The sequence below is a fragment of the Peribacillus sp. NPDC055009 genome, from assembly GCF_053608705.1.
The window spans coordinates 42,188-68,777 of sequence record NZ_JBSGVZ010000002.1; the positions used below are offsets into that span (position 1 = coordinate 42,188).

Below are 26,590 nucleotides of genomic sequence, written 5' to 3' on the forward strand. Positions count from 1 at the left end.
TAATAAAAACGGCTTATGGCTTCTGCAAAACAAGCAATCCAGCCTGAATGCCATTGATACGGAGGCTTCTTAGATGGAAGATATACAAATTTCAACACTTTTGCTGCTGATGTTTTTCGGATTTTTGGCAGCATTCATTGATTCTGTGGTCGGCGGCGGCGGCTTGATTTCGATACCCGCTTTATTATTTTCAGGACTTTCCCCGTCAGCAGCGATCGCAACGAATAAGTTAGCAAGTTCCATGGGGTCTTTAACAAGTACCATTGCCTTCATTCGCTCAGGTAAGGTTGATTTCAAATTGGTTTCCAAACTTTTCCCATTGATTTTCATAGGTTCCCTGCTAGGAGCTTGGGTTGTCAATTTCGTCTCGCCTGAATTATTAAAGCCAATGATCTTGGTTCTATTAATAGCTATTGCCATTTATACCTTTTTTAAAAAGGACTGGGGCCAGAAATCGACTTACCATAAACTCACATGGCAAAAGGCTGCACTATTTGCGTTCGCTATATTTGCGATTGGTTTTTATGATGGATTTTTGGGGGCTGGAACGGGATCTTTCATTTTGTTTGCCTTTTTAATGATTGGCTTTGATTTTTTGCACTCTGCAGGAAATGCAAAATTTTTGAACTTCGGAAGTAATTTGGCAGCACTGATCATGTTCATATTCCTTGATACCGTCAATTTTTCCTATGGAATACCGATGGGGATCTCCATGATAGCAGGAGCGTTGGCCGGTTCTAAATTTGCTATTAAAAAGGGAGTGGCCTATGTAAGAGTATTATTTATCATAGTAACCGTCATTCTGATCATGAAAAATATAATGGATTACTTAATGGGCGGCTAATTTTAAAAAAATAGAATTCAGCACCTGATTCCCGCCACAGTATGTGACATATAGGAATTATTTGGGTATATGATAGGTATAGACTGTGTGGAAAGGTGTGGTTGGATGATTGAAAAGTGGAATGGCGAAGAAATGGCAGATGCATCAGGGCAAACCATTGTGATTACTGGTGCCAATAGTGGGCTTGGCTTCGAAGCGGCTTTTGCACTGGCGGGTAAGGGGGCAGAAATCATCCTTGCTGTCCGGAATGCTTCAAAGGGAGAAAAGGCGGTCGATAGAATCTTAGGGGTCCACCCTAAGGCAAATGTACGCGTGATGCAGCTGGATTTAAGTGATTTAAGCAGCATTCGGCATTTTGCTGATTCATTTCAGGAAAACTATGACTCACTCTCCGTCCTCATCAATAATGCAGGTGTGATGATTCCGCCATACAGTAATACGAAGGATGGTTTCGAGCTGCAATTCGGCAGCAATCATCTCGGTCATTTTGCTTTGACAGGTCTCCTTCTTCCGCTAATCCTTTCTACGCCAAAATCGCGTGTGGTCACATTGAGCAGCTTGGCCGCCATCAATGGATATATAGACTTCGAAAACTTAAATGGTGAAAACGGTTATAAACCAATGAAATACTATGGGCAAAGCAAGCTGGCCAATCTACTCTTCGCCCGCGAATTACAGAACAAATTCACCCAGCATGGTGCAAGTCAGATCAGTGTTGCCTGTCATCCTGGCCTTTCCCATACTAATCTCATGTCACGCGGATCTGGCAAACCCATAAATAGAATCGTGCACTTTCTTTCGAAAACCATCACCCAGCCGGCAAGTATGGGAGCATTGCCTACCCTTTATGCCGCAACGGAACCTACATTAACAGGCGGGGAGTACATCGGACCCGATGGAAAGAAGAGCAGAAAAGGCTTTCCTAGAAAAGACGATATCATCGATACCTTATATAATGAAGAAACTTCAAAAAGATTATGGGATATTTCAGAAACCTTGACAGAGGTCAAATATCGTTTCACTGAAAGCATCACACCAAAATGAGTCTATATTTCCCCTGTTTTTTCATGAACGGTGCAAAAAAAAGAGGGAGCATAATGCCCCCTCTTTTCGCTTCATCATTCAGCGTCAAAAACTTCGACTTTTTCCATTTTATCGCCATTTTTCATAGCTTTGGCTGTTTCTAATCCAGATGTCACTTTACCGAATACTGTGTGAACACCGTTAAGATGTGGTTGTGGTTCGTGCACGATAAAGAATTGGCTTGAGCCTGTATCTTTTCCGGCATGTGCCATTGAGAGGCTTCCAGCCTCATGTTTGTGAGGGTTTCCTTCTGTTTCACATTTGATTTGCGTGCCGCTTCCGCCTGCGCCTGTACCTGTTGGATCTCCGCCTTGGCTTACGAAACCAGGGATTACACGGTGAAAGACCACACCATTATAAAATCCTGTGTTTGCCAAGTTTTCGAAGTTAGCCACTGTGTTCGGTGCTTCGTTCGGGAAAAGGTCGAATTCGATTTTTTCCCCATTTGCCATAAGTATGTATCCTTTTTTAGCCATGTAAAACATCTCCTTTAATATGAACTGAATCAAATCTTATAGTACCACTTTTAGAAGCAGAAAGAAAAGCAAGCGCTACTTATTTCGAATTGTATCATTATACATTCCTATATTTTTTCTTTTATAATGGGGTAGATTCATTATTATAAGGGGGAACGTACCATGATTCAGCAATTTGATGCTTTAGTCGTGAACAAGCAAGATGATCAATTCACCGTTAACATTCAGAAACTATCACTTGATGATCTACCTCAAGGCGAAGTGCTCATCCGCGTTCATTATTCCGGTGTGAACTATAAAGATAGCCTTGCAGCCATTCCGAACGGAAACATCGTCAGCAGCTATCCGATCGTTCCGGGCATTGATATGGCTGGTGTTGTCGTTTCATCTGAGGAATCCCGCTTTAAAGAAGGAGACGAAGTCATTGCGACCTCCTATGGGATTGGCGTTTCCCAATCAGGAGGCTATAGTCAGTTTGCTCGTGTTCCTGCAGAGTGGATCGTCCCGTTACCTGATGGCCTTACAATGAAAGAGGCGATGATCATCGGAACGGCCGGTTTCACTGCAGCACTATCGGTTCTGCGATTGGAGGAAAATAACCTCACTCCTGAGCAAGGGAGCGTTCTCGTCACTGGTGCAACTGGCGGGGTTGGCAGTTTCGCTGTCTCGATCCTTTCCAAACTTGGCTATTCCGTTGAGGCGAGTACAGGAAAAGAATCGGAACATGGATACTTGAAGAAAATCGGTGCGGCGACCATTGTATCACGAGAAGATGTATATGATGGCAAGCTGCGGGCACTGGGCAAGCAAAAGTGGAGCGGCGCGGTAGATCCCGTCGGCGGTGAACCGTTAGCATCGGTCCTTAGCCAAATCAAGTATGGCGGGGCTGTGGCGGTCAGTGGATTGACAGCTGGTACAAGCCTTCCTTCCACCGTCTTTCCTTTCATCCTAAGAGGGGTTAATCTTCTTGGGATCGATTCGGTCAATTGCCCGATGGATACAAGATTGAAAGTTTGGCATCGTCTTGCCACCGATTTTAAACTCGAGCATTTAGAACAGCTCATTCAACAGGAAATTACACTTGAAGAATTGCCTGACGTCCTTCCTACCCTATTAAAAGGGGAAGCAAGAGGCAGAACGATCGTTAAGCTATAATCCAAAAAGTGACGAGAGCATGGCTTCTCGTCACTTTTCATTGTGAACTTTCATTGATAGGGAGACTGATATCTACAATCGTCCCTTCTCCCACTTCGCTGCTGAAATGAATTTCCCCGTTATGCTCATGGATGATTTTAGTGCTGACCATGAGCCCAAACCCTGTTCCTTTTTCAGAAGTGCTATAAAAAGGCTGGCCTAGATGCTTCATGCGCTCATTTGAGATTCCGCAGCCTTGATCAATGAACCGGATCATTGCAGAGTCACCTTCATGGTTTAACTCTATATGAAGTTTGCCGCCATTCGGCATGGCTTCTATCGCATTATTGACGACATTCGTGAATACTTGTTTTAACTGATTCGGTTCACCAAAGACAGATGCCGAATCCGTATTATATTCCTTGATGATTTCGACATCATTCAATATCGCTTGAAACTCAGCTAACGTAATTACACTATCCAATATATCGTTAAGCTGAATGAATTCACAAACCTTCGCTTCAGGCTCTGCTAAACTTAAAAACTCATTGGCTAGGTTTTCGATTTTTTCTACTTCACTGACCATCATTTCAAGATAGTCCTTTTGCTCAGGATCTTCCCTTAATAATTGTAAAAATCCTTTGACCGTAGTTAATGGATTTCTTATTTCATGTGCGATGCCCGCAGCCATCTGTCCTACCGCCGATAACATATTGGATTTACAGAGCAGCTCTTCGGTCTTTTTACGCTCCGTAATATCCCTGCAAAATACCTGTATGGCGGGTTGACCTTTATATATAATCGGAAGACCGAGTGTTTCTCCATAAAATACTTGTCCGTCAAGTCGGATGAACATTTGTTCCAGTAAACCAACAGCCTGATGATCGTCCCTCATGATCTCGATTCTTTTTTGTACACTTTCCCGGGACTCCAGGTGAACGAACTGAAAAACCGATTTACCGATAATATCTTCGACACTATCCATCCCAAGCATTTTTGCCCCCATGGGATTCATGTACTCTATTATCCCATTGCGATGTACAAAAATCGCTTCAGGTGACACTTCAACTAAACTTCGATACCTTTGCTCACTTTCCTTCAAGGCAGCTTCAGCAAGTTTTTGATTCGTGATGTCCCGATAAACGAAAACGAGGGCACTCGGCTCATTTTCATCATTAAGGATATTGAACAGGGAAATGCTTACATCGATTAACTGGCCATCCTTCCTTAACCTGACCGTTTCAAAGCCTTTCCTTTGTACCCCTGCCTTAATCTGGTCATGCAACTCATTGACTGACTCCTTCAAGAAATCCGGAATAATTGGAAACGGCATGCCTATGAGCTCATCATTCGTCCAACCGAAAAACACTTCAAAAGCTGCATTCACTTGAAGGGTCTTTCCTTCCAGATCAACAATGGAAATGGCGTCCGGGTTGTTCTCCATGAAAGACTTAAATCTCTCGGTATTATCCTCCGTCTGTTCCCCCATTTGCCCTTGTCCATAATTAATAAGCCTTTTACTCATCAATTTTTTTATTCCTTTCTTATCCGGAAATTTACAGTCTCAATTTTACAGTATCAGTAAATCATTTGCCAGTTTTATCATATGCTTTTTCCAAGTTAAGGATTGATGCACAAAGAGGCCAAACCCCCATAAGGTTCAGCCTCTTTCTTAAAATGTATTATAAATATTTGGACATTCTGTACCTGTTGGTTCATAAAAGCAATGAAGCTTGAAACGTCCAACCAGGGGCTGATTATACCAGGTTGCCGGACAATCTCCCGGTGGCCTGAAGTACCATAGGCTAAATTTCGAGGGCCAAATCCTTTCACCATTTACACTCCGGCGTGCAAGTCTTTTTTCCCTGTCCCTTGCCCGCTGATAAAAATACCCCTTCTGTACAGCTTCAAAGGCATGCTCCTGATAGATCATGTCTGGAATCGTCCTCAGCCCTTTGAAATCGGAACAATTCGATCTAATCCGATTGACCCCTACATTACCGATCATCAACATGCCCTGATCACCTTCGCCCTCGCCTTCCGCCCTAAGCAATCTTGCCAATAAGGCTATATCGGCATCAGTGTGCTTTACAACGGCCATTCCATCACCTCCACTTTTTTTATCCTATGCCTCGCAGATGGAAAAATACTCCGTTTATTAACAAAATCTTCATACGAGATACACGTCCTATCAATAATACAACCCTATACTTAAGTAAGGCTGGATAGCACGCGTGGCTATCATGGTATTTGGCGAAGGCGGGGCCAATACTTTCTTTATACATATAAAAAAGGCGGCACATAATGTGCGTCTCGGACTGTAGACAAACTCGATGAAATTCGAGTTTATCTACAGTTTTTTAAAGGTTTGTACAATTTGCCTTCTGGCCCTCGCTTAACTCAAAAAGGTTGCGGAATGGTGTCATTCCGCAACCTTTTTGTCTGCAAACTGAGGCCGCACACATTGTGCAGTCCTTTTATCTTGTCATTCTTTAGATTCAAATGCCGATTCAAACGCCAATGATACCTTTTCGAACTCTTCATCCGATTCGATATCGAGCAGTTCACCTTCGCCTTCGACCCTGAAAAAGAAAATATCGATATCTTCATCTGTATCCTCTTCAATATCTTCAAGCAAACCTACTGCAACATATTCCGTTCCTTCTACATCCAAAGAACCTAAAACCTCAACTTCATGACCTTCATCACTGTCATCAGTAAGGGTGAAAATTTCACCTTCACGAATTTTTCCCATACTACCTCTCCTCTCATATCCATTAATAATGGAGTTGTTTCCATAGTATATCTACTAATCCATTTAGAAACAAATTTTTGCCCTGGAAAATGTTAAATTTCATTCTTACATGAAAAGAATCAATCAATAGATATTATGGAAGAAAACTATTATCCCATAAGCTATTTATCATTTTTCATTATTCACCAATACTTTCCCTTTATTAACATCATTTAAAAAATCATCTAAAAACGGCTATAAAAATGTAATTTAATTCCGAATAATCTTATATATACTAATATTAGCAAATTGAATCTGGATTTAATGAAGGAGGAAGATTTCTTGGCTGTTAAGAGGGTCGATCACGTTGGCGTTGTTGTAAAAGATCTTGAAAAATCCATCGCCTTTTATCAAGATGTGCTTGAATTAAAATTAAAAGCACGCATGACTCATACTAATGGGGTAATCGAACTGGCATTCCTCGGTTACGAAGAGTCTGACGAAACAGAAATAGAATTGATTCAGGGATATAGCGACACACTGCCATCCGAAGCAACGATCCACCATTTTGCCATTACCGTGGATGATATCGAAGGTGAATATGCCCGGATCAAAAGCTTGGATAACACCGAGCTGATTGATGAAGAAATCGTCACCCTTCCAAATGGTTATCGCTATTTCTACGTTTATGGACCGGAAAAAGAGTGGATTGAATTTTTCCAAAGGTAAAAAGCATACTAAAAAAGCAGAGTCTTAGAGACTTCTGCTTTTTTAACGCTTCTTCAATATTTTAGCAAAATTTACAGATAAAAAACCTTTCTTTACTTAACTGAAGTAATTTCTTAATATTCTGCATTTATCCTAAAAGTAATACTATTTTTGGAGGTATGCATTTTGGGGAAAATGAGCAAAAAGGTAGCAGGAATTACGTTAGCGGGCGCGGTAGCCATTTCATCACTGGGTATTTCAACTATGAAGGAAGATGTTCAGGCCAAAGACAAGAAAAAAGAACCAACAAACGTCATCATGATGGTGATGGATGGGACAAGTACAGGAGCCACAACCCTTTCAAGGTGGTATAAAGGCGGTAATCTAGCCATGGACGAAATGCTGTCTGGCGGCATGCGTACATATTCTGCTGAATCGGCCATTACAGACTCAGCTCCTGCAGCAACAGCGCTTGCGACAGGAAATAAATCCAATGATAAATTTGTCGGTGTCCTGCCAGCCGTCGTTAATTCTCCAGGGCTCGATCCGGTTAATCCGAAAAATGCCCATAAACCAGTCGCTAACGTTTTGGAGGGTGCGAAACAAGCCGGAAAGGCTACTGGAATCATTTCTACATCTGAAATCCAGCATGCTACACCCGCAGGCTTCTCCGCTCACGTGACACATCGAAGCAATTATGGTGATATTGCGGAACAGCAGGTTTATCAGGGGATTGACGTCGTTTTGGGAGGGGGCAAGGAATCCCTTTTACCTGGTAAAACAAAAAATGCAAGAATTGATGGAGAAAACCTTTTGGAAGTGCTTGATGAAGACAAGTATGATTTTGTTGAAACCCGTGACGAGCTGTTAAACTCTAAATCGAATAAAATTTGGGGCAGCTTTGCACCAAGTGCACTGGCATATGATTTTGATCGTGAAACAACAAAGCCAAGTGAGCCCACTTTGGCTGAAATGACCAACAAAGCCCTTAAAACCTTGAAAAAAGATAAAGATGGCTTCTTCTTATTTGTCGAAGGAAGCAAGATTGACTGGGCTGCTCACGGAAACGACACGATTGGAATGATTAGTGATACTTTAGCTTTTGATGATGCCGTGAACGAAGCCCTTAAGTTTGCAAAAAATGACGGAAACACGATGGTCATTGCTGTAACGGACCATGGGAACAGCGGAATTACAATGGGTAACGTAAACACGAACTCCTCCTACCCGGAAACTCCCGTATCAGCCTATATCGATCCATTAAAGAAAGCGAAGATGACTGTTGAAGGAGCTTTAAGTAAGTTAAAACCAGATCATTCCAATCTAAAAGAAATTGCAGCACTGTATGGACTTGATGATCTGAATTCTGAAGAAACAGCAAAACTTACCTCTTCTAAAAACATAGGTACTGAAATGACAAAGCTGCTTGCTAACCGTGCCAACATTGGCTTTACAACAGGTGGTCATACAGGGGAAGACGTATTCCTGTATTCTTATGGCCCTTCAAAACCGACTGGATTAGTGGAGAATACAGACCTCGCTAAAAAAATGGCCGAATTCATGGGCTTTGATTTACAAAAATTATCGAATAAACTATACATGAATGCTAAAGATTCCTTTGAGAAAAAAGGATATTCAACCCGTATTGATGTTACAGACCCGAATAACCCGGTTTTCGTAGCGAAAAAGGGGCAGCAAAAAGTAGAGTTGCCTGCAAATAAGAATATCGTTATCAGCAAGACCCCTAAATCCACTAAACAAAAGGAAATAAATGCCATAACCGTTTACAACGGAAAAGACTTCTATATATCTGAACAAGCATTAAAGGCAGTCAAGTAAGCAACACTTTTGAATGGGAAGGAGCCCATGTTTTTAACAAGGGCTCCTCAGACTGTAAACAAATTAATTAAAGTCCCAGTTGATTTAAGAAATCCGCTCCCTTTCCGCCGACTGTCTGCCAAGCCTCCTCACCGCAAGCGGCTGTGGGGTCTCGGCTAGCCAGTTATTCGGCAGGAGTGTCGCAAATTTCTTCAATCTAATGAGGTTTCATCCGTATAAACAAGGAAAAAGCACTACACTGCCCTTTATTCGGACTCCATACCCCTTTTGTCGCCAAACTGAGGAGCCCTTGATTAACAAGGGCTCCTTTTCTAATGAATGATTTAGAACTCCCCGCTTCACCAGCTTGACTTTTTGACACCCGGAAGTTGCCCTTTATGAGCAAGTTCCCTAAAAACGATACGTGACATGTTGAATTTGCGCATATATCCACGGGGCCTTCCCGTCACTCCACAACGATTGTGAACTCTTGTCGGCGAAGAGTCACGAGGGAGTTTGGCCAATGCGTCATAATCCCCTTTCTCCTTCAATTCCTTTCTAAGTTTTGCATACTTTTCGACCATTACCAGCTGTTTTTCCGCTTTTATCACCTTGGATTTTTTCGCCATTTTAATTCTCCTTTTTTAAAAATCTTGATTTTATAAAATCTATAGACTATTCACAATTCGTTCCGCTGCCTGTCTTGCTCCCGATATATTCCTCGAAATCGGTCCCATTTCAATTTGTTCCAGTCTTCCTTTTTCTCATACTTCTGTAGGCTGAATGGATTCACATCCAGATGGTGGACGGAAGGAGAACGTAAATATGGCATTGAAATGACTTCCGTACAATGCTTCCATCTTGCCAATGGTTCTTCATTTCTATCAACAATCGCCAGCTGGTCCACTGTGGTTTTTCCTGACTTAAGTAAAAATGCAGCCATCGTGATACCTTGAATGCCTCCGCCAATTATGATCCATTCCAACATGAACTTCCCTCCTTTTATATCCATCCTCTTCAATAAAACATAATCATTACGATTTAAACCTCAAAATTACTTCGTTTCACGGTGAAGCGTGTGTTTCTTTAATCGCGGGCAGTACTTCTTCAATTCGATCCTGTCCGGGTTATTCCGCTTGTTTTTCGTTGTGATATAATTGCGGTCCCCTGATTCTGTGCATGCTAACGTAATGTTTACTCTCAATTTTATTTCCTCCTAAAGTTTTTAATGAACGCTTTCCGTAAATGCAGGCAATCGATCTTCATACAAAGACCAATCCTGTAGCAACTCTTTTTCCGTCAATAAGCATTGATCTAATTCAGATTCTATTTTCTGTTGATTTATTTGAATGCCAATCATCACCAATTCCGTCATCCTGTCACCGTATACTTCATTCCACCGTTCCAATAATTCAGGCGCTTCCTTTAAAATTTGGCGCTGTTCTTCCTCAGGGTATGCTGCGATCCATTTACCGGCGGCTTGTAAAGTTAATGACGGTCCTGCCTGCGATAGCAAGCCTGCCGTATCATTTCTCGATGCCAGCCAAAGGAAGCCCTTTGCCCTCACCACTTGTACGGGCCAATTTTCTAACCACTCCATCAGCCTCTCGGGATGAAACGGTATTTTCCTTCTGTAAACGAAGGATGAAATCCCATACTCCAGGGTCTCTGGGATATGCTCTTCATTCAATTCCTTTATCCAGCCCGCTCCTTGGCTTGCCTCTTCAAAATCAAATAAATGTGTATTCAATACATCCTTTAGCGGCACCTTGGAATGATTTGTTTCAATGATCCTTGCATCCATATTCATTTTATGAAGAACCGCCTTTAATTCCTCAACAGCGTCATCATCCATTAAATCGATTTTATTTAACAGGATGACATTGGCGAACTCTATCTGATCTATTAGTAGATCGACCACTTCCCTGCCATCGGCAGCATCAGTTGCCTGCATCCTGTCAATAAGTGTTTCTCCGGAAGTGAAGTCTTGCCAAAAGTTATACCCATCAACAACGGTGACCATCGTATCAAGCCGGCAATATAACGATAAATCAATTCCCATTCCTTCATCAACATAGGTGAAGGTCTGGGCTACAGGTACCGGTTCGCTTATCCCGGTCGATTCAATCACGATGTAATCAATGTCCCCTTGTTTCGCCAATTTCTCCACTTCAATCATCAAATCCTCACGAAGCGTACAGCAAATGCAGCCATTCTGCATTTCCACCAGTTTTTCATCGGTCCGGGTAAACCCTCCCTGTTTGACCAGCGAAGCATCAATATTGATTTCACTCATATCATTAACGATGACGGCAACCTTCAGGTCATTCCGATTTTCAAGAATATGATTCAAAAGCGTCGTCTTTCCCGCCCCAAGGTATCCACTCAATACCGTAACCGGAATTTTCTTCATCTCCATCCATACCACTCCTTTACCTGATTTCTTTTCTATTCGTAAATCAAAATGATTACGATTTAAACACCGAAGCCATCACTCATATAAAAACACTCTCTAATAATAAAACGTAATCATTACTATTTGCAAGTTTTTTTCAAAATTGCCTCCGAAAACTTTTTCTAAAACAAATGTAATCACTATTGCTCCGACACCTGCAGCATGTGCAATCACGGATAAATGAAAGGTACTGACATTCTTAATGAAACTAAAAACAAAAATCAAATGGAAGCCCAATCACACATAACATCATGTGTAATGAACCTCCATTGCAGTTTTATCATTCATTGTACTTCCTTATTGCAAGCTGCTGTTCATCAACAACATCCCAATATCCAATACATTTTTCTTTGTTGTAATTCGAAAAAAATTATTGGTTACTGAGCTTATTCCGCCATTTCCCACCCTGAAGATGTTACTATCTTTTGTTCAAAAGTTTCAATCTCTCTCTGTTTCGCCAGCTTAGAAGCTTGTGACATGGACCACGTTAAATTCCCAAAGGCAATCACTGTCCCGATCGAGATAACTAACACCTTTTTACAAAGTATTTTCTTCAATAGCTTCCTCCTGAGAATGTATTGGAATACTCTAAATATAAACCAACATTGTTAACCTAACATGTAGCTGCTGTAAATGTACGAAATTATTTCTGTACATATATAAACACAAAAAAGCTGAGTGCATATGCAGTCAGCTTTTCATAGGTGTTTCTTATTTATAAAACACTTTGTCGACGTTGTATTTAGCATGAAGCTTATTGATCATGTACGTTTCATAGATTTCACGTTCCATAGCGTCTTCGACTAAAAGAATGTCAATTTTCTTGACTTCATTACGATGCTCTTTAATCGGAGAAACATTATCCTCAAAATGCTTCTTGACCCTTGGTCTTAATTTACGGGCTTTACCGACAAAAATCAGTTCATCATTCTCATTGTAAAACAAGATGATGCCGCCTTTATCACGGGGAATCAAATGAAAATCGATAAACCCGTAAATTTCAGGAATGACAGCTTCGTCTCCTTCTATAACTTGCTTTCTTTGTTTGATGCTTATATCCGCTGCAGGGATTTCAATTTTAATCATTACAATTCACGTCCTCTATTTGTATAAAGTGAAACTTTCAATCGGAATCGAAACTCCAGTTTCACGCCATGCTCATCACTTCAATCTTAAAGGTAAATGGTATCATAATTATCAGTGAAAAGCCATGAATGCCTTGATCGGTTTAGATGATTTTGGATTAAATATAAAGAAGAAGACTCGCTGGGAGCCTCCTTCTTTGTCGGAAATATCCTTTACCACCTGTGAGCCTTTGCATTGCTTCTTAGTATAATGTTTGTTTGTGATTCTTGCGTGTGGCCATTAACTTGAGATTTTGAACGCTTAGGTCTTGTCCAATTATGGTGAAACTTTTGAGAATGTGGATCTAATTGATCTTTATAGCTCATTCTGTGTCACCTCATCATTAGGATTTGGATATTCCGTTCAGTGATAGTAATCCCCATCACTTGTTCTAGTATTTTATTTTTCCAAGCCATTTATACATATTCTTTAAAAAGCGAATTCAGCTGACTTGCCTTTTGCAAGGACTTCCCCTTCTTCATCCACCGCATCACTTGTCATGAGGGATATGCCCAATATGTCTCCATCATTTAGAATGAAACCAATGTTTCCGCTTTTTGAACCGTTTCCTTCTATTTCACCAGTAAGTTCTTCCAAGTAGATCTCATCTTCCCATGTCAGATGTTCTCCCCTGTCCGTTTCAAGGAAAGCAACTGGGGAAAACTTAATTTTTTTATCCGAATTGTTTTTGATTTCCACGTTCACTTTTACGATATCGAAATCTTCATCATGCGTATACCCGTGGAAGAAATCAATCATGCTGTAATCCGGAGTGGCATGCATCACTTTCATTTCTTTAACTTTAACCTCGATCGGGCCAACATTGAGCGTTTCATTAACCTTTTTATAGGCCTTCAAAGTTAATTCGCCTTTGGCATCAGAAACATTCTGACCGATCTGGTTCAAGTTTATATCATCAGGAAGCTGTGGATTCGGAACATAGACATCCTTTTTTTCCAGTGGTCGTGCAATTTCCTCTGTTTTATCTTTAGCTGTAGTTTCTTCTTCGTAAGCTGGTTGTGTATTAAGAGCGCCAAATGCGGTTAATAACAGGGCACCAATCATCAGTCTGTTCATTGAATCCCTCCCTGAAGTGTAATTACTTCTTTAATAGATCAAAAATGATTTTGGCCTGATCCGTGTTATCGACCTGCCCGGCAAAACGTTCTTTATATGGGCCGTATGCGTAGACCGGAACATCTTCACCCGTATGTCCCCCAGTAGTCCAGGCAGTATTGGTCCGGTTATCGAATATAGCTTCGATGGCATTATCGACGTTCGTCACATTTTTTGATTTTGCAGCTTCTGTTACCGTTTTGATTTCATCATCAGTTAGCTTCACTTCATTTTGGTTAATATATTGCTTTAACGTCTTTTCAACATCGGCTCCTTTGACAATGGCATCCGCCATGAAGTCAGGGGTGCGTTTGGCTGCCTTGATCGGTTCACCGTACCAGTTATATATTCCTTTGGCTCCGATCGAGAATCCTCCTGTAGAGTGATCCGCAGTAGCCACCACTAATGTATGTTTGTCTTTCTTCGCAAATTCCATGGCTGCTTTGTATGCTTTTTCAAAGTCTTCCATTTCACTCATTGCACCTACGATATCATTATCATGTCCGGCCCAATCGACCTGGCTTCCCTCGACCATAAGGAAGAATCCATCTTTATCTTTATTCAAACGCTGGATCGCCGAACTTGTCATGTCTGCCAAAGAAGGTGTTTCACTTGGGCGGTCAATCATTTTCGGGAGTCCTTCAGAAGCGAATAAACCAAGAACCTGTTCATTTTTGTCCTTAAGCATTTGATTTTTATCAGTCACATAACTGTAACCGTCTTTTTCGAAGGCTTTCGCCAAATTGACATCAGGCCGGACAAAATTGGACTTACCACCGCCCAATAGGACGTCAATTTTATGTTTGCCCCTGATTAAATCATTATAATAATCGTCTGCAATTGAATTCATGTTTTTCCGATTTTCATCATGGGCGCCAAAAGATGCAGGTGTAGCATGAGTGATTTCTGAAGTGGCAACCAATCCCGTCGCTTTTCCTTTTTCCTTTGCTGCTTCCAATACCGTTTTGACTTCGGATTTATCATTATCCACTGCAATGGCAGCGTTATAAGTCTTCACCCCTGCAGACATTGCCGTTGCGGCTGAAGCTGAATCCGTTATATTTTGTGCAGAGTCTTCTGGGTAAGTCATCTGCTGGCCAACCAAGTACTTATCAAACTCGGTCCGTTCTGCCGCCTTCGTACCCGGGTTATCTTTTAAATACCGGTATGCGGAGGTATAGGAAACACCCATGCCGTCACCGATCAGGAAAATCACGTTCTTGATTTCCGGTTCTTTTTTTGGGTTACCCTTTGCCGAAACATGATCCGCAGCGGACCATGATAAACTTCCAAATGCTAATGCCGAAACGAGTGTAATCGGTAAAACCTTTTTACTCCATGTGCTATTCAAATGAATGACCTCCAGTAATCTTTTCTATTTAATTTAACTATAGGTGAAGAAAATGAACTCAATGTCAAGGCTATGTAAAAAAGCAGCAGGATAATTGTTAAGACAAGGTAAAGACAGCAATGTCACGAAATTGTATGCACTTTTATGAAGTTGTTGGTTATTCAGGAAAATCATCAGTAGTGGGGGCATATTACAGGCTTTAGAGGAATGAAAAAGATTTGGTTAACACCAACGTGGGTAAATGATTTTGAACAGGGTACTTTACGATCCACGTCTTCAAATCGGTGGTTAGGATTTTAAAAATGCTTAAGGGGAAAAGAAAATAAAGCATCCAATCAGGATGCTTCAGAGTCAGACTGTAGACAAATTCGAAGAAACTAAGTTTAGGGACGGAAAGGGAGCAAATTTCTTAAATCACCTGGAACGTTGATTGAAACGTAGGGCACTCGCTTTCCCCGGACGGTCGGGGATCCCCCTCGGCGCTCTTTGCGCCTGTGGGGGATCCCCTGGACTCGCTTTTCCCGCAGGAGTCTCGCACCTTCCGTTCCAATCAACTGGAATCGTTTTTAAAGAAAAACTGTAGACTGGTCTCATCCCGAACTGTTTAAGACTAGTTTATACTTCATGGTTTTTTACTGTTTTACAAAACTTCTACTTAATTAAAGAAGACACCAAAGGTGCTTAAGGCGAGGAGGCTTGGTAGACAGTTCAAATTAAACGCGTTAAAAAGAAAAAAACTGTAGGATTTTCACTATTATTTCTCTACAGCTAAACATTCCAAAGCACGGGCCGCATTCACTCTCGCCACCTCGATTGAATCGGCAGATGACAAGGCGACTGCCACCCTTCTGCCTGCCTTTGTAACAGGTTTTCCGAAAAGGCGCACTTGTGTATTAGGTAAAGCCAAAGCCTTTTCAACACCAACTATAGAATATTCCGATAACTCTTCTTGAGCTTTTAATGGACGGCTGGCACCTGGGCTGATCAGCTTGATTTCCGGGATGGGGAATCCTAGAATCGCCCGAATATGAAGGGCAAACTCGGACAAATTCTGAGTCACTAATGTCACTAGCCCCGTATCATGCGGACGTGGGGAAACTTCACTGAAATAGACTTTATCCCCTGAGAGGAAAAGCTCAACCCCGAATAATCCGTACCCACCAAGTTCATCAGTAATGGCATGCGCAATTTTTTTCGCTTCCATTATTTGCGCTTCTGTCATATTATGCGGCTGCCAGGATTCAATATAATCCCCGCCCTGCTGAATATGGCCGATTGGAGCACAAAACATGGTACCATTTACAGCCCGAACAGTAAGCAGCGTGATTTCCGAATCAAAACGGATAAATTCTTCAATGATCACCCGGCCATTTTGAACCCGGCCGCCTTCCATCGCGATTTTCCAGCAATCCTCCAGATCACCTTCCGTGCGGCACACACTTTGCCCTTTACCTGAAGAACTCATCAGCGGTTTAACGACATTTGGAAAGCCAACTTCCTTGGCAGCTTGGACAAATTCTTCATATGTATCGGCGAATTTGTAGGCTGCTGTCGGAATCTCCAGAGTTTCAGAAGCCAATCTCCTGATTCCTTCACGATCCATAGTCAATTTAGCCGCTCTTGCCGTCGGAATGACATGAAAGCCTTCCTCTTCCAACTTTACTAATTCGGATGTAGCGATGGCCTCGATTTCCGGCACAATCAAATCGGGTTGTTCTTTTTCTACAACTTCCCTTAGTTGTTCCGCATCCAGCATATCGATCACATAACTGCGATGAGCGACTTGCATGGCAGGGGCATGTTCATAGCGGTCTACAGCAACGGTCTCCACACCAAGCCGCTGTGCTTCAAGTATGACCTCTTTCCCCAATTCACCTGAGCCCAATAATAAAATCTTTTTTGATTTATACATTCAGTCTCTCCTCCTTAATTCCTCAAAATCATTATATACGAACTATAAACGAATAAAAATAAATATTTATTCGTATTTTCATTTGTATTACACCAAAAACATTAAAAAAATTATTTAATTTGAGTTTTTCTAAAACCACACTTGACAAATAGGAATAATAAGCTTTATGCTGGATGAAAATATATAAGCTGACCAGTTCACTGGAGGCTCCCTATTCAACATGAATAGGGAGCCTTTTCGTTTTTATCAATAAGGGAGGAAATACACTATGCAAAAGGAATCGGTGAAGCCCATTTTCCCTATTTTGAATGAGAAGAAAAATGGCCGCTTTGAGGATATGAAGTACATCAATCTGCCCGACAGATTATTTTTCGAATGGTGCCGGCAGCAATATGCCCTAAATAGAGGGGTTTACAATGCAATCGATAATTGGTTCTATCAATATGGCATTGACCATATACTTTACCGAAGGATCAACCTTTTAGCCTTTTTGGAATTTGCTGCTCCCCCTGCACAAGCAGCCGGAAAGACAAAGTTCATTAAATTTGGCAGTGGCGGACTAACTAAAAAGTTGCAGGAGTTCATTGCAGATTAACCTGAATCTTATAGGCCCCTTATCAGTAATACGCCAATTCTCCTCCTACTGGTAAGGGACAATTTATGCGAATGTCGAAATTTGCAATACGATTATTTTTGAAAATGTAAGCGCTTTCTATTATAATGAAATTAGGTTGGATGGCATGCGTGGCCGTCAAAGTATCTGGCGTAGGTGGGGCCAATACTAGCGCTAAGGAAGTTAATCTTCTTTACCGCAAAACTATTAGTATTCCTTTTGGTAGGGGCTGCAATATTACTGGGACATGGAGAATGTCCGTTAATTTTAGGCTAAAAAGCGAGTTAATCATGCAATCGATAAGTAAAGCATAACTTTACTTATTTTTTGCAGCAGCCCTCATCGTTTCAAGTCTAATGGTGTATAAGACTAAAAAGCTCTTCCCCATGGTAACGGAGTTGAGCTTTTTCATTTGGTCAAAATTCACATATATAACCCTGCCAAGAAAATCCCAAGCGACTTCTGATAAATCTCATCGAACTGTGATATAGGGAGGGGATTCGTTCCTTTGCCCAGCTCCACGGTAAACCCCGGCCTGCGCCAATCCTGAATGAACCAATCCTTATACCCTGCGTAACTATTGGCAGATTTGACAGGCTCATATCCACTGACCCTCGCAAACTCATTGACTATCGTTTCCGATTCGGGCGGTTCCAACCCTTCAAAACCCCAATAAATGACCTCTCCTTGGGTATGGAACGCAAGGACTTTGCCAAAGTCACGTTTTCTTGTCAACTCAGACATTGCAATGGCTTCCGGCTGTGTAAGTGGCCCTTCCCCGGGATAATTTGCCGGACCTGGCTCCGTTACATTATTGCGTTCTTTTTCCAGTTCCCATTTGGCGGGAAATTGATCATTCAGATCCACCCCGTTAATATTTGCCTTCCAGCCAGAGAAGTCTTCGCTTCCGTTATTCCATTCCAAGAGCCGTCGTCTCAATGACTCATCTGCAGGCGGGCCTTTAAGAACCAACTCCACTCCGTCCGGATTCACCATTGGGACGATCGACAGCATCGTCTGTTGATAAAAAGGAAACAGAGATAGACCGCGGATGTCAGTCTGATTCGTGATTGCGAGTAAATAATCATTTAAAAAGGTCATGATCACAGGCGTCGTTATCCACTCATTCGCATGAAAGGAACCATTGTAGTGAACTCGTTTGTTACCATTCCCAATCAACACTTCGGGGATATCCCTTTCAAGCACCGAGTCCCCGATGGGGGAGGTTTTAATAAATGGATAGATAGTTTTCAAACGTCTTACATCGGTCATCATCGTCTCATAATCATATTCCCGATTTCCTTGAATAAGCCTCCAAGTAATCCTTAATGGCACAGAAATTGTCTGACCGACTTGCAGGGCATTCGGGTTGAGATTGGGGTTAGCCAAAAATAGGGCATCCAATGAAAGATTACGTGATCTTGCAATTGCCCATAACGAATCGCCTTGCTTAATACTATAGCCGGTCGTCGTAAAGCCAGGAATTTTGATTTGTTGGCCAATCATAAGTGCAAGTGGATCAATCCCACTATTGGAATCAATGATAAGTTGGTAATTCACCTTGAATAATTGGCTATAATACCACAAGGAATCATTCTTCCGCACAAAAACGTCCATACTGCACCTCCTCTTAAGCAAATGTATGCTGATTTGATTTAATTATTGCCAACGCAACGCACCCTCCCCCCATAGAAAAGTCACTCCTCAAAACGAACCAAATTGGGGGCATCATCCAGAATGCTTAGATATTGCTCAGTATTTCCATACCTACCGTCAGGGTCCAATTCCTGATATCTTTTGAATTTCGCTATCCGATCTTCTTCTTTGACCCAGCCCAAATGCTTTAAGCGAATGTCGGATAACTTGTGAGGCAATTCAAAGACATTTTCTGCAAATCTCCCACAATGCTGCGGCCTATCGTTCCATTTGCATTCAAACCCCTCCCGATACCTGACAAGGAACGGCCGGTAATACCGGTGTGCGCACCAGCGATCATCCTCCCTGTAATGGGTTTCATTCCAAAAGTCATATAACCGGAAGCAATATACATCGACTTCTTGGTCACTTATCAGCTGCTTGACTACCTCTTTGAATCTTTTTTCAAACATTTCGTCAGCGTCAAGATTTAAAATCCACTCGGGATTCGACTTCACCGTCTCCGACCATTGCTGTTTACGAAGTTCTATTTCATTGGAGAACTTGGAGACATCATTCCTGATGATGCTTACCGGCATCCCCCTCAATACTTCTAAACAAACCTCTGCGGAATCGTCCGTGCTGCCATCATCAATAATCACGGCTTCATCAATATAATCACGAACTTCCTCTAAAACCTTCCTTAGATAACGGTCACTTTCATTTTTGATGACCATGCTCAGCGTTAATTTGGGACTGGATACCCCTGAAGCTTCCCTCTTATTATCCGTCCGATCAAGAAATTCCATCGCACCGTCCAAGTCCGAATCCCTGTATATATGATAAGCGGGCAAGTGGGTATCAACGTACATGGAAAATCCTAAAGCTGCGGCACGAATGCAAAAATGCCGGTCTTCACCCCAAAATGATAGATTCTCGATCATTTTAAAATTCACACCTGCTTTCAACGCTTTTTGGCTGATGAGTGTACAGGCACCCAATCCCCCAACTTTATGAACACCAGGTGTTCTCATCTGTCGGATGTACGACTGATAACGTGTGGTGATCTCCGAATCCGCCAACGGTTGACCGCGTGATATCTCCCATTGGGTGTATTCATCATATAACCATACTTGAGGCCGTTCTTCGGCATCAGGCTGCCATTTTGTCCAGAAAATATTAGAGATGATATCCTTTTTGGCAGAAATAAGCTGCTTGATGGTCAGAGGGTATAGCAAGAGGTCCGAGTCGATAAGAAATAAATAATCATAGTCTTCCTTAATCGCGTGTTCGATCATCATATTTTTGAAATCAGCGACCTTCCATACCAGATTTTCATTCCAGTAATGGGTAATGCCATTACACACGTATACATCGCTTTGATTGGATGCCAGTATTTTGACATTGCTCCGCTCCTGACTGAAACCCTCGAGCATTTTGCTTGATCGCTCATCTTCATTGTCATCAATGAAGAAAATGCCAAGCTCCAGTCCCTCCACATCCAGCCTTTTAAGTGAGAGCAGGAACTTTTGTAAAATATCTGGTTTCTGGTAAATCGGACTGCCTACTAACACCCGATTTTTTTTACTAGCCATAAATTCCACCCTTTACCGATAATTTAAGTAACTTGCCCCCAATTAATCTGACAGCATGACTTTTTTACAAACCATTTATAACTATATATTCTTACCGAACTTGTCGGGTGTCATTTATATAATGGAGCCATGCATAAACCAAAACAGGCATCCATTCATGAATGGATGCCTGTTTGCATTTCACTAGATTGGTAGTCCCATATTTTACGCTTCTTGCGGTACAGGTAAACCTAAACCTTCGGCTATGCGCGTTCCGTATTCCGGATCGGCTTTGTAAAAATGGCCGATTTGACGAAGCTTGATTTCTTCCAATTCCACAGGTTTCATTGCGCCCACGATCGTGTCAACAAGGCGGGTTTTCTCTTCGGCACTTAATAGACGGTATAAGTCACCTGCTTGGGTGTAGTGATCATCACTATTATGACCGACTTGTGCAGCTTGCCCAGTCACCTCGAAAGGAGTGACTTTATTTTCTGTTGATTCGGCAGGGCCTCCAAAACTATTCGGCTCATAATAAACAGATCCCTTGCCATTGTCATCAGCACGCATGAAGCCATCACGCTGATAGTTATTCGCTTCCACTTTCGGACGGTTAACCGGAAGTTGGTTGTGATTCGAGCCCACACGGTAACGGTGTGCATCTCCATATGCGAATAGGCGTCCTTGAAGCATCTTGTCTGGGGAAGCTTCAATTCCCGGTACGAATGTTCCTGGTGAGAACGTGGCTTGCTCCACTTCAGCAAAGTAGTTTTCAGGATTTCTGTTCAATACCATACGACCAAGCTCGATCAGCGGATAATCTTTTTGAGACCATACCTTCGTCACATCGAATGGATCGAAACGGTATGTATCCGCATCTTCCAAAGGCATGATCTGAACATACAATTTCCATGCAGGGAAGTCCCCTTTTTCAATGGCATTGAAAAGATCTTCCGTATGGTAATCAGGGTTTTCACCTGCTAGTTTTGCAGCTAGATCCACATCAAGGTTTTTGATGCCCTGTTCTGTTTTGAAGTGGTATTTCACCCAAACGCCTTTTCCTTCAGCATTCACCCATTTAAATGTGTGGCTTCCGAAACCATGTGTATGACGGAGTGTAGCAGGAATGCCCCGATCGGACATCAGGATCGTCACTTGGTGCAGCGATTCCGGTGAATGTGACCAGAAATCCCAAACAGCCGTAGGGTTTTTCAAATGTGTTCTAGGATCTCTTTTTTGTGTATGGATGAAGTCGGGGAACTTAATCGCATCGCGAATAAAGAATACAGGCGTATTATTACCGACGATATCGTAGTTTCCTTCTTCCGTGTAGAATTTAACAGCAAATCCACGCGGGTCACGGACTGTATCAGCAGAACCCAATTCACCTGCAACTGTGGAGAAACGGATAAAAAGATCTGTCTTCTTGCCCACACCATTGAAAAGTTTAGCTTTCGTGTACTGAGAAAGGTCGTTCGTTACTTCGAAAGTTCCGAATGCACCGGCACCCTTCGCATGAACTACACGTTCAGGCACACGTTCACGGTTGAAGTGGGCTAGTTTTTCCAATAAGTGTACATCTTGAATGAGCACCGGGCCGCGTTCGCCGGCAGTGATCGAGTTTTGATTATCTCCAACTGGTGCTCCCCAGCTTGTAGTAAGGTTTTTCTTATTTGTCATAATTGAACCACCTTTTCATTATTATTTATGTATATAATGATAAAGCTTCTCAGAAAAAAATCAATACTTATTTATAATAATTTTAATATAATAATCAATCCATTGTTTTTTTATTTATATTATGACTTCACTAACCCCCAACATATGGAAAAGTATAGTGATATAAACCGTTGAAGGGTCAGCATATTGCCATAATCACATTCCTAATAATGGTATACGACCCTTATAACCAATATTCCTTCACACCGAGTGATTTTATCATTTCTCCTACCAATGGGTTAGTAATCGATAATGATGCCGAATATTCATAGATACTTTGCGCTACTTCACCCATCTCCTTCTATTTATCTTATAACAAACCTAAGTGTTCTCCTGTGACTTTGTTCACTTCATCTGCCTTTATAATATAAGGATGCATAGAAACCGAATTTTCATTGCTTTTGTGGACTTTTATTTCAGCAGACCTCTTCCAGTACATGGCCTTCCCCCTTATTTTGCTAGAGAAATTGTAAACATACTGGTTTGTGTTGGTTTGTGTTCGTATAGAAAATAAGATACTATTACGTTAAAATGACCGTCCAATAAGAGTAAGGGTGATATATATGAATGAGCGCAAGCAATTGGTAGTTAAATATGCACACCAATTATTTATTGAAAAGGGATATCAAGCAACTTCCATTCAGGATATTTTAGATTATAGCGGCATTTCAAAAGGAACATTTTATAACTATTTTTCTTCTAAAAGCGAATTGCTTAAGGCAGTCTTCCTAACTTCGCAAGAAAAATTCGAAAAAGAGCGGAATGAATTGCTTATTGGGCAAAACCTTGCAGATATTGAGATTTTCATCAAACAATCAGAATTACAAATGCACTCCAACAAAAACAATAAAATCTTTTTCTTATATGAAGAAGTAATGATTTCAAATGATACCGAACTTAAGAACTTCATCACACATGCTAAATTCCAGCATATCCATTGGCTATCAAAACGGTTTCTGGACATTTTCGGTGCTGATAAAAAACCCTATATTTTGGACTGTGCCATTCTTTACTCGGGAATGATGCATCAAACGATTCATTTTAATGCTTTGGCTAAAGAGCCAGATTTCAACCCTACTGAAATTATCCGTTATTGCGTCGATAGGATTAAATCGATTTTCGAAGATGTCAGCCAGTCAAATGCACAGCTTTTGGAACCCGATCTCATTAAGCAATGGCTGCCAGAGTGCTTCCATTCACAGCAGGATTTTCATACTGCACTCCTGCACTCTGCAAACGACCTAAAAAAGATGATTCTAAGGCTATGCCAAGATGATGAAGCAGAACGGGTTAAAAACCTAAAATTGATTCACTTTATCCAAGAGGAATTATTACAAAACGTTGAACCGCGAACCTTTCTAATTGAAAGTGCCCTGCTTTCCTTAAACACCAATCCAAAATTGAAAAACACATTGGAACTAAGTGAATTCGAAAAGATCATTGCCAACAATTAAATAGAAAAAGAAGACAAATGGGGTTCGGAATGGTCTTATCCCAAACCATGGTTTCACAACAAAACTAAGTTATACTAAATGGTTTTTTACTATTTTATTAAATCCTCAATGGATTGAAGAAAACTAGCTGAAACGTTCTTTTTGAGGGTTTGTAAAATAGGAACGTTAATTTCCTCTACGGCACTCGCTTTCCGCAGGAGTCTCGTACCTTCCGTTCCAATCAACTGGACTTTTTTTAAAGATAAACTGCTCTAAGACCCTTAAATGGACCTTTTTCCAATCTTGGGGAATACATATCGTATTCCTCTTTTTTTGTGACAATTCTGCAAACATATAACTGAAATTCATGAAATTTTAGTATAATGACTTGTAGTTAAGGTGACTTCAGGAGGAGTTTTTCATGAACATAATTATGCGTTTTCTTATCAACGGGCTGGTATTGCTCGTTATTGACTGGCTTCTCGACTCCATCACGATTAAATCTTACGGAACAGCCTTGCTGGCGGTTTTTATATTATCAATCATGAACTTGCTGGTTAGGCCCATTCTCCAGCTTATCACATTGCCGATCACCATCCTGACGTTCGGGTTGTTTTCTTTCATTATCAATGCCTTCACATTCCAAATCACTTCCTATGCCGTCAGTGGCTTTGTAATAAATTCTTTTTGGGGAGCTTCAATCGGATCATTGTTATTGAGTTTCATTCAAAGTCTTCTTATAAAACAGAGTAAAAAAAACCGTCAGTAGCATACTGACGGTTTCATACTTTAGGATCTATATACTGAAACAGTAAGTCGAATGGTGACGGTTTTTCGTATCATTTTCATTTTCATAACAGCCTTCGATATTTCCCGGGCTATTCCCCTAAATTTCGCTAAGCATCACTAGCTGTTTTCTCTTTTTTGACAATACTTTCCCCATAACTATACAAATCAAATCGACTTCTCAGGAAATAAGTATCAATCGATTCATGGAATGGAATGGCTTCTTACCGGAGTGGAATGAACAGGATCCTGTAGATGCCTTCGAGCGTAACCGAAATGAGATCACTTATAATCAATATTAGCATAATCGCAACCCTTTCATTGAACATCCTGAATGGGCCTCCGCCATGTGGCAATGATGAAACGAACAAGCTGTTCCTTATTTTTGGGACAGCTTGTCCACTGTTAAATGTCTAAATTTTTAGAAAAATCACATAATTTTATTTTGTTTGTATAGCATTATAATTAGTTTCGAAAGATTATTATACGATGAAAAATTAAAGGATCACTTTCGTAGTAAGCGTTTTCATTTTTTGCTTTACATTCTTCCTATTAAAATATATTATTTAGTTGTAATATTATGTGAAAAATCAATAAATAATATGTATTCTCCTCTACTAGTGATAAAATGCTAGATAGAGAAAATTAAACTCCAACATAGAAAAGGGGAAAATTATGCAAAACTCCAAAGAATCTCAACTACATAGAGGTTTGGAAGAAAGACATATCGCATTAATGTCTCTTGGCGCAGCCATTGGAGTCGGATTATTTCTCGGCTCGGCATCTGCGATTAAATTAGCTGGTCCAGCCATCATCATTTCTTATGCCATTGGCGGACTTATGATCTATCTTATCATGCGTGCACTAGGTGAAATGGCGATAAAAAATCCAGTCGCAGGCTCTTTCAGTCGCTACGCAAGCGAATTTGTCGGTCCTCTTGCCGGATATATAACCGGATGGAATTACTGGTTCGTTTGGATCGCCACTTGTATGGCTGAAATTACTGCAGTCGGAATCTATATGCAGTTTTGGTTCCCTGATACTCCGCAATGGGCTTGGGCGTTAGCCGCACTAGCCATCATGACAACGATTAACTTTCTTGCTGTAAAAGCTTACGGTGAATTGGAGTTTTGGTTCGCCCTTATTAAAATCGTAACGATCATCCTTATGATCGTCCTTGGCTTTGGAATGATCATCTTTGGACTGGGGAATGGCGGAATCGCAGTCGGATTCGGCAACCTTGTTGAAAATGGAGGATTTTTCCCGAATGGAATTTCTGGTGTCATCCTCTCGTTCCAAATGGTCATGTTCGCCTATTTGGGAATTGAAATGCTCGGTGTTACCGCAGGTGAAGTTAAAAACCCTGAAAAATCTTTAAAAAGAGCCATCGATACCGTTTTTTATCGGATTTTACTTTTTTACGTTTTAGCTCTGACAGTCATTTTATCAATCACTCCATGGGATGAAATGAATGGGGAAAACAGTCCATTCGTTATGATGTTTGATAAAATCGGTATTCCAGGCGCAGCAGGAATCATTCAGTTTGTCGTACTGACAGCAGCCCTTTCATCTTGTAACAGCGGGATCTTCAGTACAGGAAGAATGTTATTCAACCTAGCGCAGCAAGGTGAATCACCAAAAAGTTTCGAACGTACAACAAAGTCAGGCGTTCCTGGCGTTGCCATTATCGTTTCGGCTATCGTGCTTCTTTTCGGTGTTTACCTTAACTACATGGAAGCCGATAAAGTTTTCACTTACGTCACAAGTGTCGCTACATTCGGTGCACTCTGGACATGGGGAACCATACTTGTCACACAGATCATGTCTAGACGGAAAATGAGTCAGGGAGAAAAACAAGGCTTGTCTTACAAAATGCCTCTTTTCCCATTCACTTCTTACTTAACTTTAGCCTTTTTAGTATTCGTAATGGTAGTACTCGGTTTTTCAGCAGATACAAGAATCGCTCTAATCGTTGGTCCGATTTGGATCTTACTGTTGGTAGCCCTGTATTATGTGACCGGCTTGCATAAACGGAAAAGATAAATGTCAGAGGGTGCCAATCTAATTGGCACCC

27 protein-coding genes and 1 pseudogene are annotated in these 26,590 nt (G+C 41.3%); 10 read left to right on the plus strand and 18 right to left on the minus strand.

The features are described from left to right. Positions 1–73: 73 nt before the first annotated feature. Together ACWF5P_RS03945 and ACWF5P_RS03950 are read left to right on the plus strand one after the other, a co-directional pair. Positions 74–844, plus strand: coding sequence for a sulfite exporter TauE/SafE family protein (locus ACWF5P_RS03945; RefSeq protein ID WP_137020268.1), 771 nt, complete (start codon positions 74–76; stop codon positions 842–844). A gap of 105 nt (positions 845–949) precedes the next feature. After that, entirely contained in the window at positions 950–1,888 is a 939-nt protein-coding gene (locus ACWF5P_RS03950; protein ID WP_434168004.1) for an oxidoreductase, read from the plus strand. A 74-nt stretch (positions 1,889–1,962) separates the two neighbouring features. Here the strand turns inward: ACWF5P_RS03950 and ACWF5P_RS03955 are convergent, their stop codons facing one another. Continuing rightward, a complete protein-coding gene (locus ACWF5P_RS03955; protein WP_095679904.1) occupies positions 1,963–2,403 on the minus strand; it encodes a peptidylprolyl isomerase in 441 nt (146 codons plus the stop codon). Positions 2,404–2,565: 162 nt separating this feature from the next. Here ACWF5P_RS03955 and ACWF5P_RS03960 point away from each other — a divergent pair, with 162 nt between their 5' ends. After that, positions 2,566–3,558, plus strand: a complete 993-nt coding sequence (locus ACWF5P_RS03960) for an NADPH:quinone oxidoreductase family protein (protein ID WP_452444640.1) — start codon at positions 2,566–2,568, stop codon at positions 3,556–3,558. A 37-nt stretch (positions 3,559–3,595) separates the two neighbouring features. Here the strand turns inward: ACWF5P_RS03960 and ACWF5P_RS03965 are convergent, their stop codons facing one another. From ACWF5P_RS03965 to ACWF5P_RS03975, 3 genes are all read right to left on the minus strand, one after another. Beyond that, positions 3,596–5,062, minus strand: coding sequence for a PAS domain-containing sensor histidine kinase (locus ACWF5P_RS03965; RefSeq protein WP_452444641.1), 1,467 nt, complete (start codon positions 5,060–5,062; stop codon positions 3,596–3,598). 147 nt (positions 5,063–5,209) lie between these two features. Then, positions 5,210–5,638 carry a cell wall hydrolase gene (locus ACWF5P_RS03970; protein WP_063234126.1) on the minus strand — a complete coding sequence of 143 codons (429 nt, stop codon included), beginning with the start codon at positions 5,636–5,638 and terminating at the stop codon, positions 5,210–5,212. A 384-nt stretch (positions 5,639–6,022) separates the two neighbouring features. Further along, entirely contained in the window at positions 6,023–6,292 is a 270-nt protein-coding gene (locus ACWF5P_RS03975) for a DUF1292 domain-containing protein (protein ID WP_101223569.1), read from the minus strand. Between the two features lie 303 nt (positions 6,293–6,595). Here ACWF5P_RS03975 and ACWF5P_RS03980 point away from each other — a divergent pair, with 303 nt between their 5' ends. Further along, positions 6,596–7,000: a VOC family protein gene (locus tag ACWF5P_RS03980; protein ID WP_101223570.1), complete on the plus strand. Its 405-nt coding sequence runs from the start codon at positions 6,596–6,598 to the stop codon at positions 6,998–7,000. 165 nt (positions 7,001–7,165) lie between these two features. Continuing rightward, complete coding sequence (locus ACWF5P_RS03985; protein WP_434168006.1) at positions 7,166–8,818, plus strand: alkaline phosphatase; 1,653 nt, start codon at positions 7,166–7,168, stop codon at positions 8,816–8,818. Positions 8,819–9,156: 338 nt separating this feature from the next. On the opposite strand, the gene rpsN is transcribed toward ACWF5P_RS03985, so the two are convergent. From rpsN to purT, 10 genes are all read right to left on the minus strand, one after another. Then, a complete protein-coding gene (gene rpsN, locus ACWF5P_RS03990; protein ID WP_402943918.1) occupies positions 9,157–9,426 on the minus strand; it encodes a 30S ribosomal protein S14 in 270 nt (89 codons plus the stop codon). 50 nt (positions 9,427–9,476) lie between these two features. Further along, on the minus strand, positions 9,477–9,785 hold the full coding sequence (locus ACWF5P_RS03995) for a hypothetical protein (protein ID WP_434168007.1): 309 nt from the start codon (positions 9,783–9,785) through the stop codon (positions 9,477–9,479). Between the two features lie 66 nt (positions 9,786–9,851). After that, the gene (rpmG, locus tag ACWF5P_RS04000) at positions 9,852–10,001 is read right to left on the minus strand and encodes a 50S ribosomal protein L33 (RefSeq protein WP_034310390.1); all 150 of its coding nucleotides are present in this window, start codon (positions 9,999–10,001) and stop codon (positions 9,852–9,854) included. Positions 10,002–10,022: 21 nt separating this feature from the next. Next, the gene (locus ACWF5P_RS04005) at positions 10,023–11,216 is read right to left on the minus strand and encodes a GTP-binding protein (RefSeq protein WP_434168008.1); all 1,194 of its coding nucleotides are present in this window, start codon (positions 11,214–11,216) and stop codon (positions 10,023–10,025) included. A 422-nt stretch (positions 11,217–11,638) separates the two neighbouring features. After that, on the minus strand, positions 11,639–11,809 hold the full coding sequence (locus tag ACWF5P_RS04010; RefSeq protein WP_434168009.1) for a hypothetical protein: 171 nt from the start codon (positions 11,807–11,809) through the stop codon (positions 11,639–11,641). A gap of 154 nt (positions 11,810–11,963) precedes the next feature. After that, positions 11,964–12,344 (minus strand): nucleotide excision repair endonuclease, encoded by a 381-nt coding sequence (locus ACWF5P_RS04015; protein ID WP_170946990.1) that lies wholly within the window; start codon positions 12,342–12,344, stop codon positions 11,964–11,966. Between the two features lie 206 nt (positions 12,345–12,550). After that, a complete protein-coding gene (locus ACWF5P_RS04020) occupies positions 12,551–12,703 on the minus strand; it encodes a YpzG family protein (protein ID WP_072272311.1) in 153 nt (50 codons plus the stop codon). 103 nt (positions 12,704–12,806) lie between these two features. Beyond that, positions 12,807–13,454 carry a DUF4352 domain-containing protein gene (locus tag ACWF5P_RS04025; RefSeq protein ID WP_230176236.1) on the minus strand — a complete coding sequence of 216 codons (648 nt, stop codon included), beginning with the start codon at positions 13,452–13,454 and terminating at the stop codon, positions 12,807–12,809. Positions 13,455–13,476: 22 nt separating this feature from the next. Beyond that, positions 13,477–14,844 carry an alkaline phosphatase gene (locus ACWF5P_RS04030; RefSeq protein ID WP_434168011.1) on the minus strand — a complete coding sequence of 456 codons (1,368 nt, stop codon included), beginning with the start codon at positions 14,842–14,844 and terminating at the stop codon, positions 13,477–13,479. 754 nt (positions 14,845–15,598) lie between these two features. After that, positions 15,599–16,756: a phosphoribosylglycinamide formyltransferase 2 gene (gene purT, locus ACWF5P_RS04035; protein WP_434168012.1), complete on the minus strand. Its 1,158-nt coding sequence runs from the start codon at positions 16,754–16,756 to the stop codon at positions 15,599–15,601. Positions 16,757–17,024: 268 nt separating this feature from the next. Between purT and ACWF5P_RS04040 the strand changes: the two genes are divergently transcribed. Beyond that, a complete protein-coding gene (locus ACWF5P_RS04040; protein ID WP_434168013.1) occupies positions 17,025–17,351 on the plus strand; it encodes a hypothetical protein in 327 nt (108 codons plus the stop codon). A 441-nt stretch (positions 17,352–17,792) separates the two neighbouring features. Here the strand turns inward: ACWF5P_RS04040 and ACWF5P_RS04045 are convergent, their stop codons facing one another. The 4 genes from ACWF5P_RS04045 to ACWF5P_RS04060 form a co-directional block, all read right to left on the minus strand. Then, positions 17,793–18,986, minus strand: a complete 1,194-nt coding sequence (locus ACWF5P_RS04045; RefSeq protein ID WP_434168014.1) for a M14 family zinc carboxypeptidase — start codon at positions 18,984–18,986, stop codon at positions 17,793–17,795. 80 nt (positions 18,987–19,066) lie between these two features. Then, complete coding sequence (locus ACWF5P_RS04050) at positions 19,067–20,599, minus strand: glycosyltransferase (protein WP_452444642.1); 1,533 nt, start codon at positions 20,597–20,599, stop codon at positions 19,067–19,069. Positions 20,600–20,803: 204 nt separating this feature from the next. After that, the gene (gene katA / locus ACWF5P_RS04055) at positions 20,804–22,258 is read right to left on the minus strand and encodes a catalase KatA (RefSeq protein ID WP_101223579.1); all 1,455 of its coding nucleotides are present in this window, start codon (positions 22,256–22,258) and stop codon (positions 20,804–20,806) included. Between the two features lie 349 nt (positions 22,259–22,607). Next, entirely contained in the window at positions 22,608–22,736 is a 129-nt protein-coding gene (locus ACWF5P_RS04060; protein ID WP_434168016.1) for a hypothetical protein, read from the minus strand. A gap of 124 nt (positions 22,737–22,860) precedes the next feature. Here ACWF5P_RS04060 and ACWF5P_RS04065 point away from each other — a divergent pair, with 124 nt between their 5' ends. The 4 genes and pseudogenes from ACWF5P_RS04065 to ACWF5P_RS04080 all read left to right on the plus strand — a co-directional run bounded on the left by ACWF5P_RS04065 (position 22,861) and on the right by ACWF5P_RS04080 (position 26,559). Then, on the plus strand, positions 22,861–23,751 hold the full coding sequence (locus ACWF5P_RS04065; RefSeq protein ID WP_101223580.1) for a TetR/AcrR family transcriptional regulator: 891 nt from the start codon (positions 22,861–22,863) through the stop codon (positions 23,749–23,751). A gap of 400 nt (positions 23,752–24,151) precedes the next feature. Beyond that, positions 24,152–24,499, plus strand: coding sequence for a phage holin family protein (locus tag ACWF5P_RS04070; protein WP_452444643.1), 348 nt, complete (start codon positions 24,152–24,154; stop codon positions 24,497–24,499). A gap of 241 nt (positions 24,500–24,740) precedes the next feature. Continuing rightward, positions 24,741–24,818 (plus strand): annotated as a pseudogene (locus ACWF5P_RS04075) (ribonuclease); the annotation flags it as partial. A 373-nt stretch (positions 24,819–25,191) separates the two neighbouring features. Continuing rightward, the gene (locus ACWF5P_RS04080; RefSeq protein WP_101223582.1) at positions 25,192–26,559 is read left to right on the plus strand and encodes an amino acid permease; all 1,368 of its coding nucleotides are present in this window, start codon (positions 25,192–25,194) and stop codon (positions 26,557–26,559) included. The last annotated feature ends 31 nt before the right edge of the window (positions 26,560–26,590 follow it).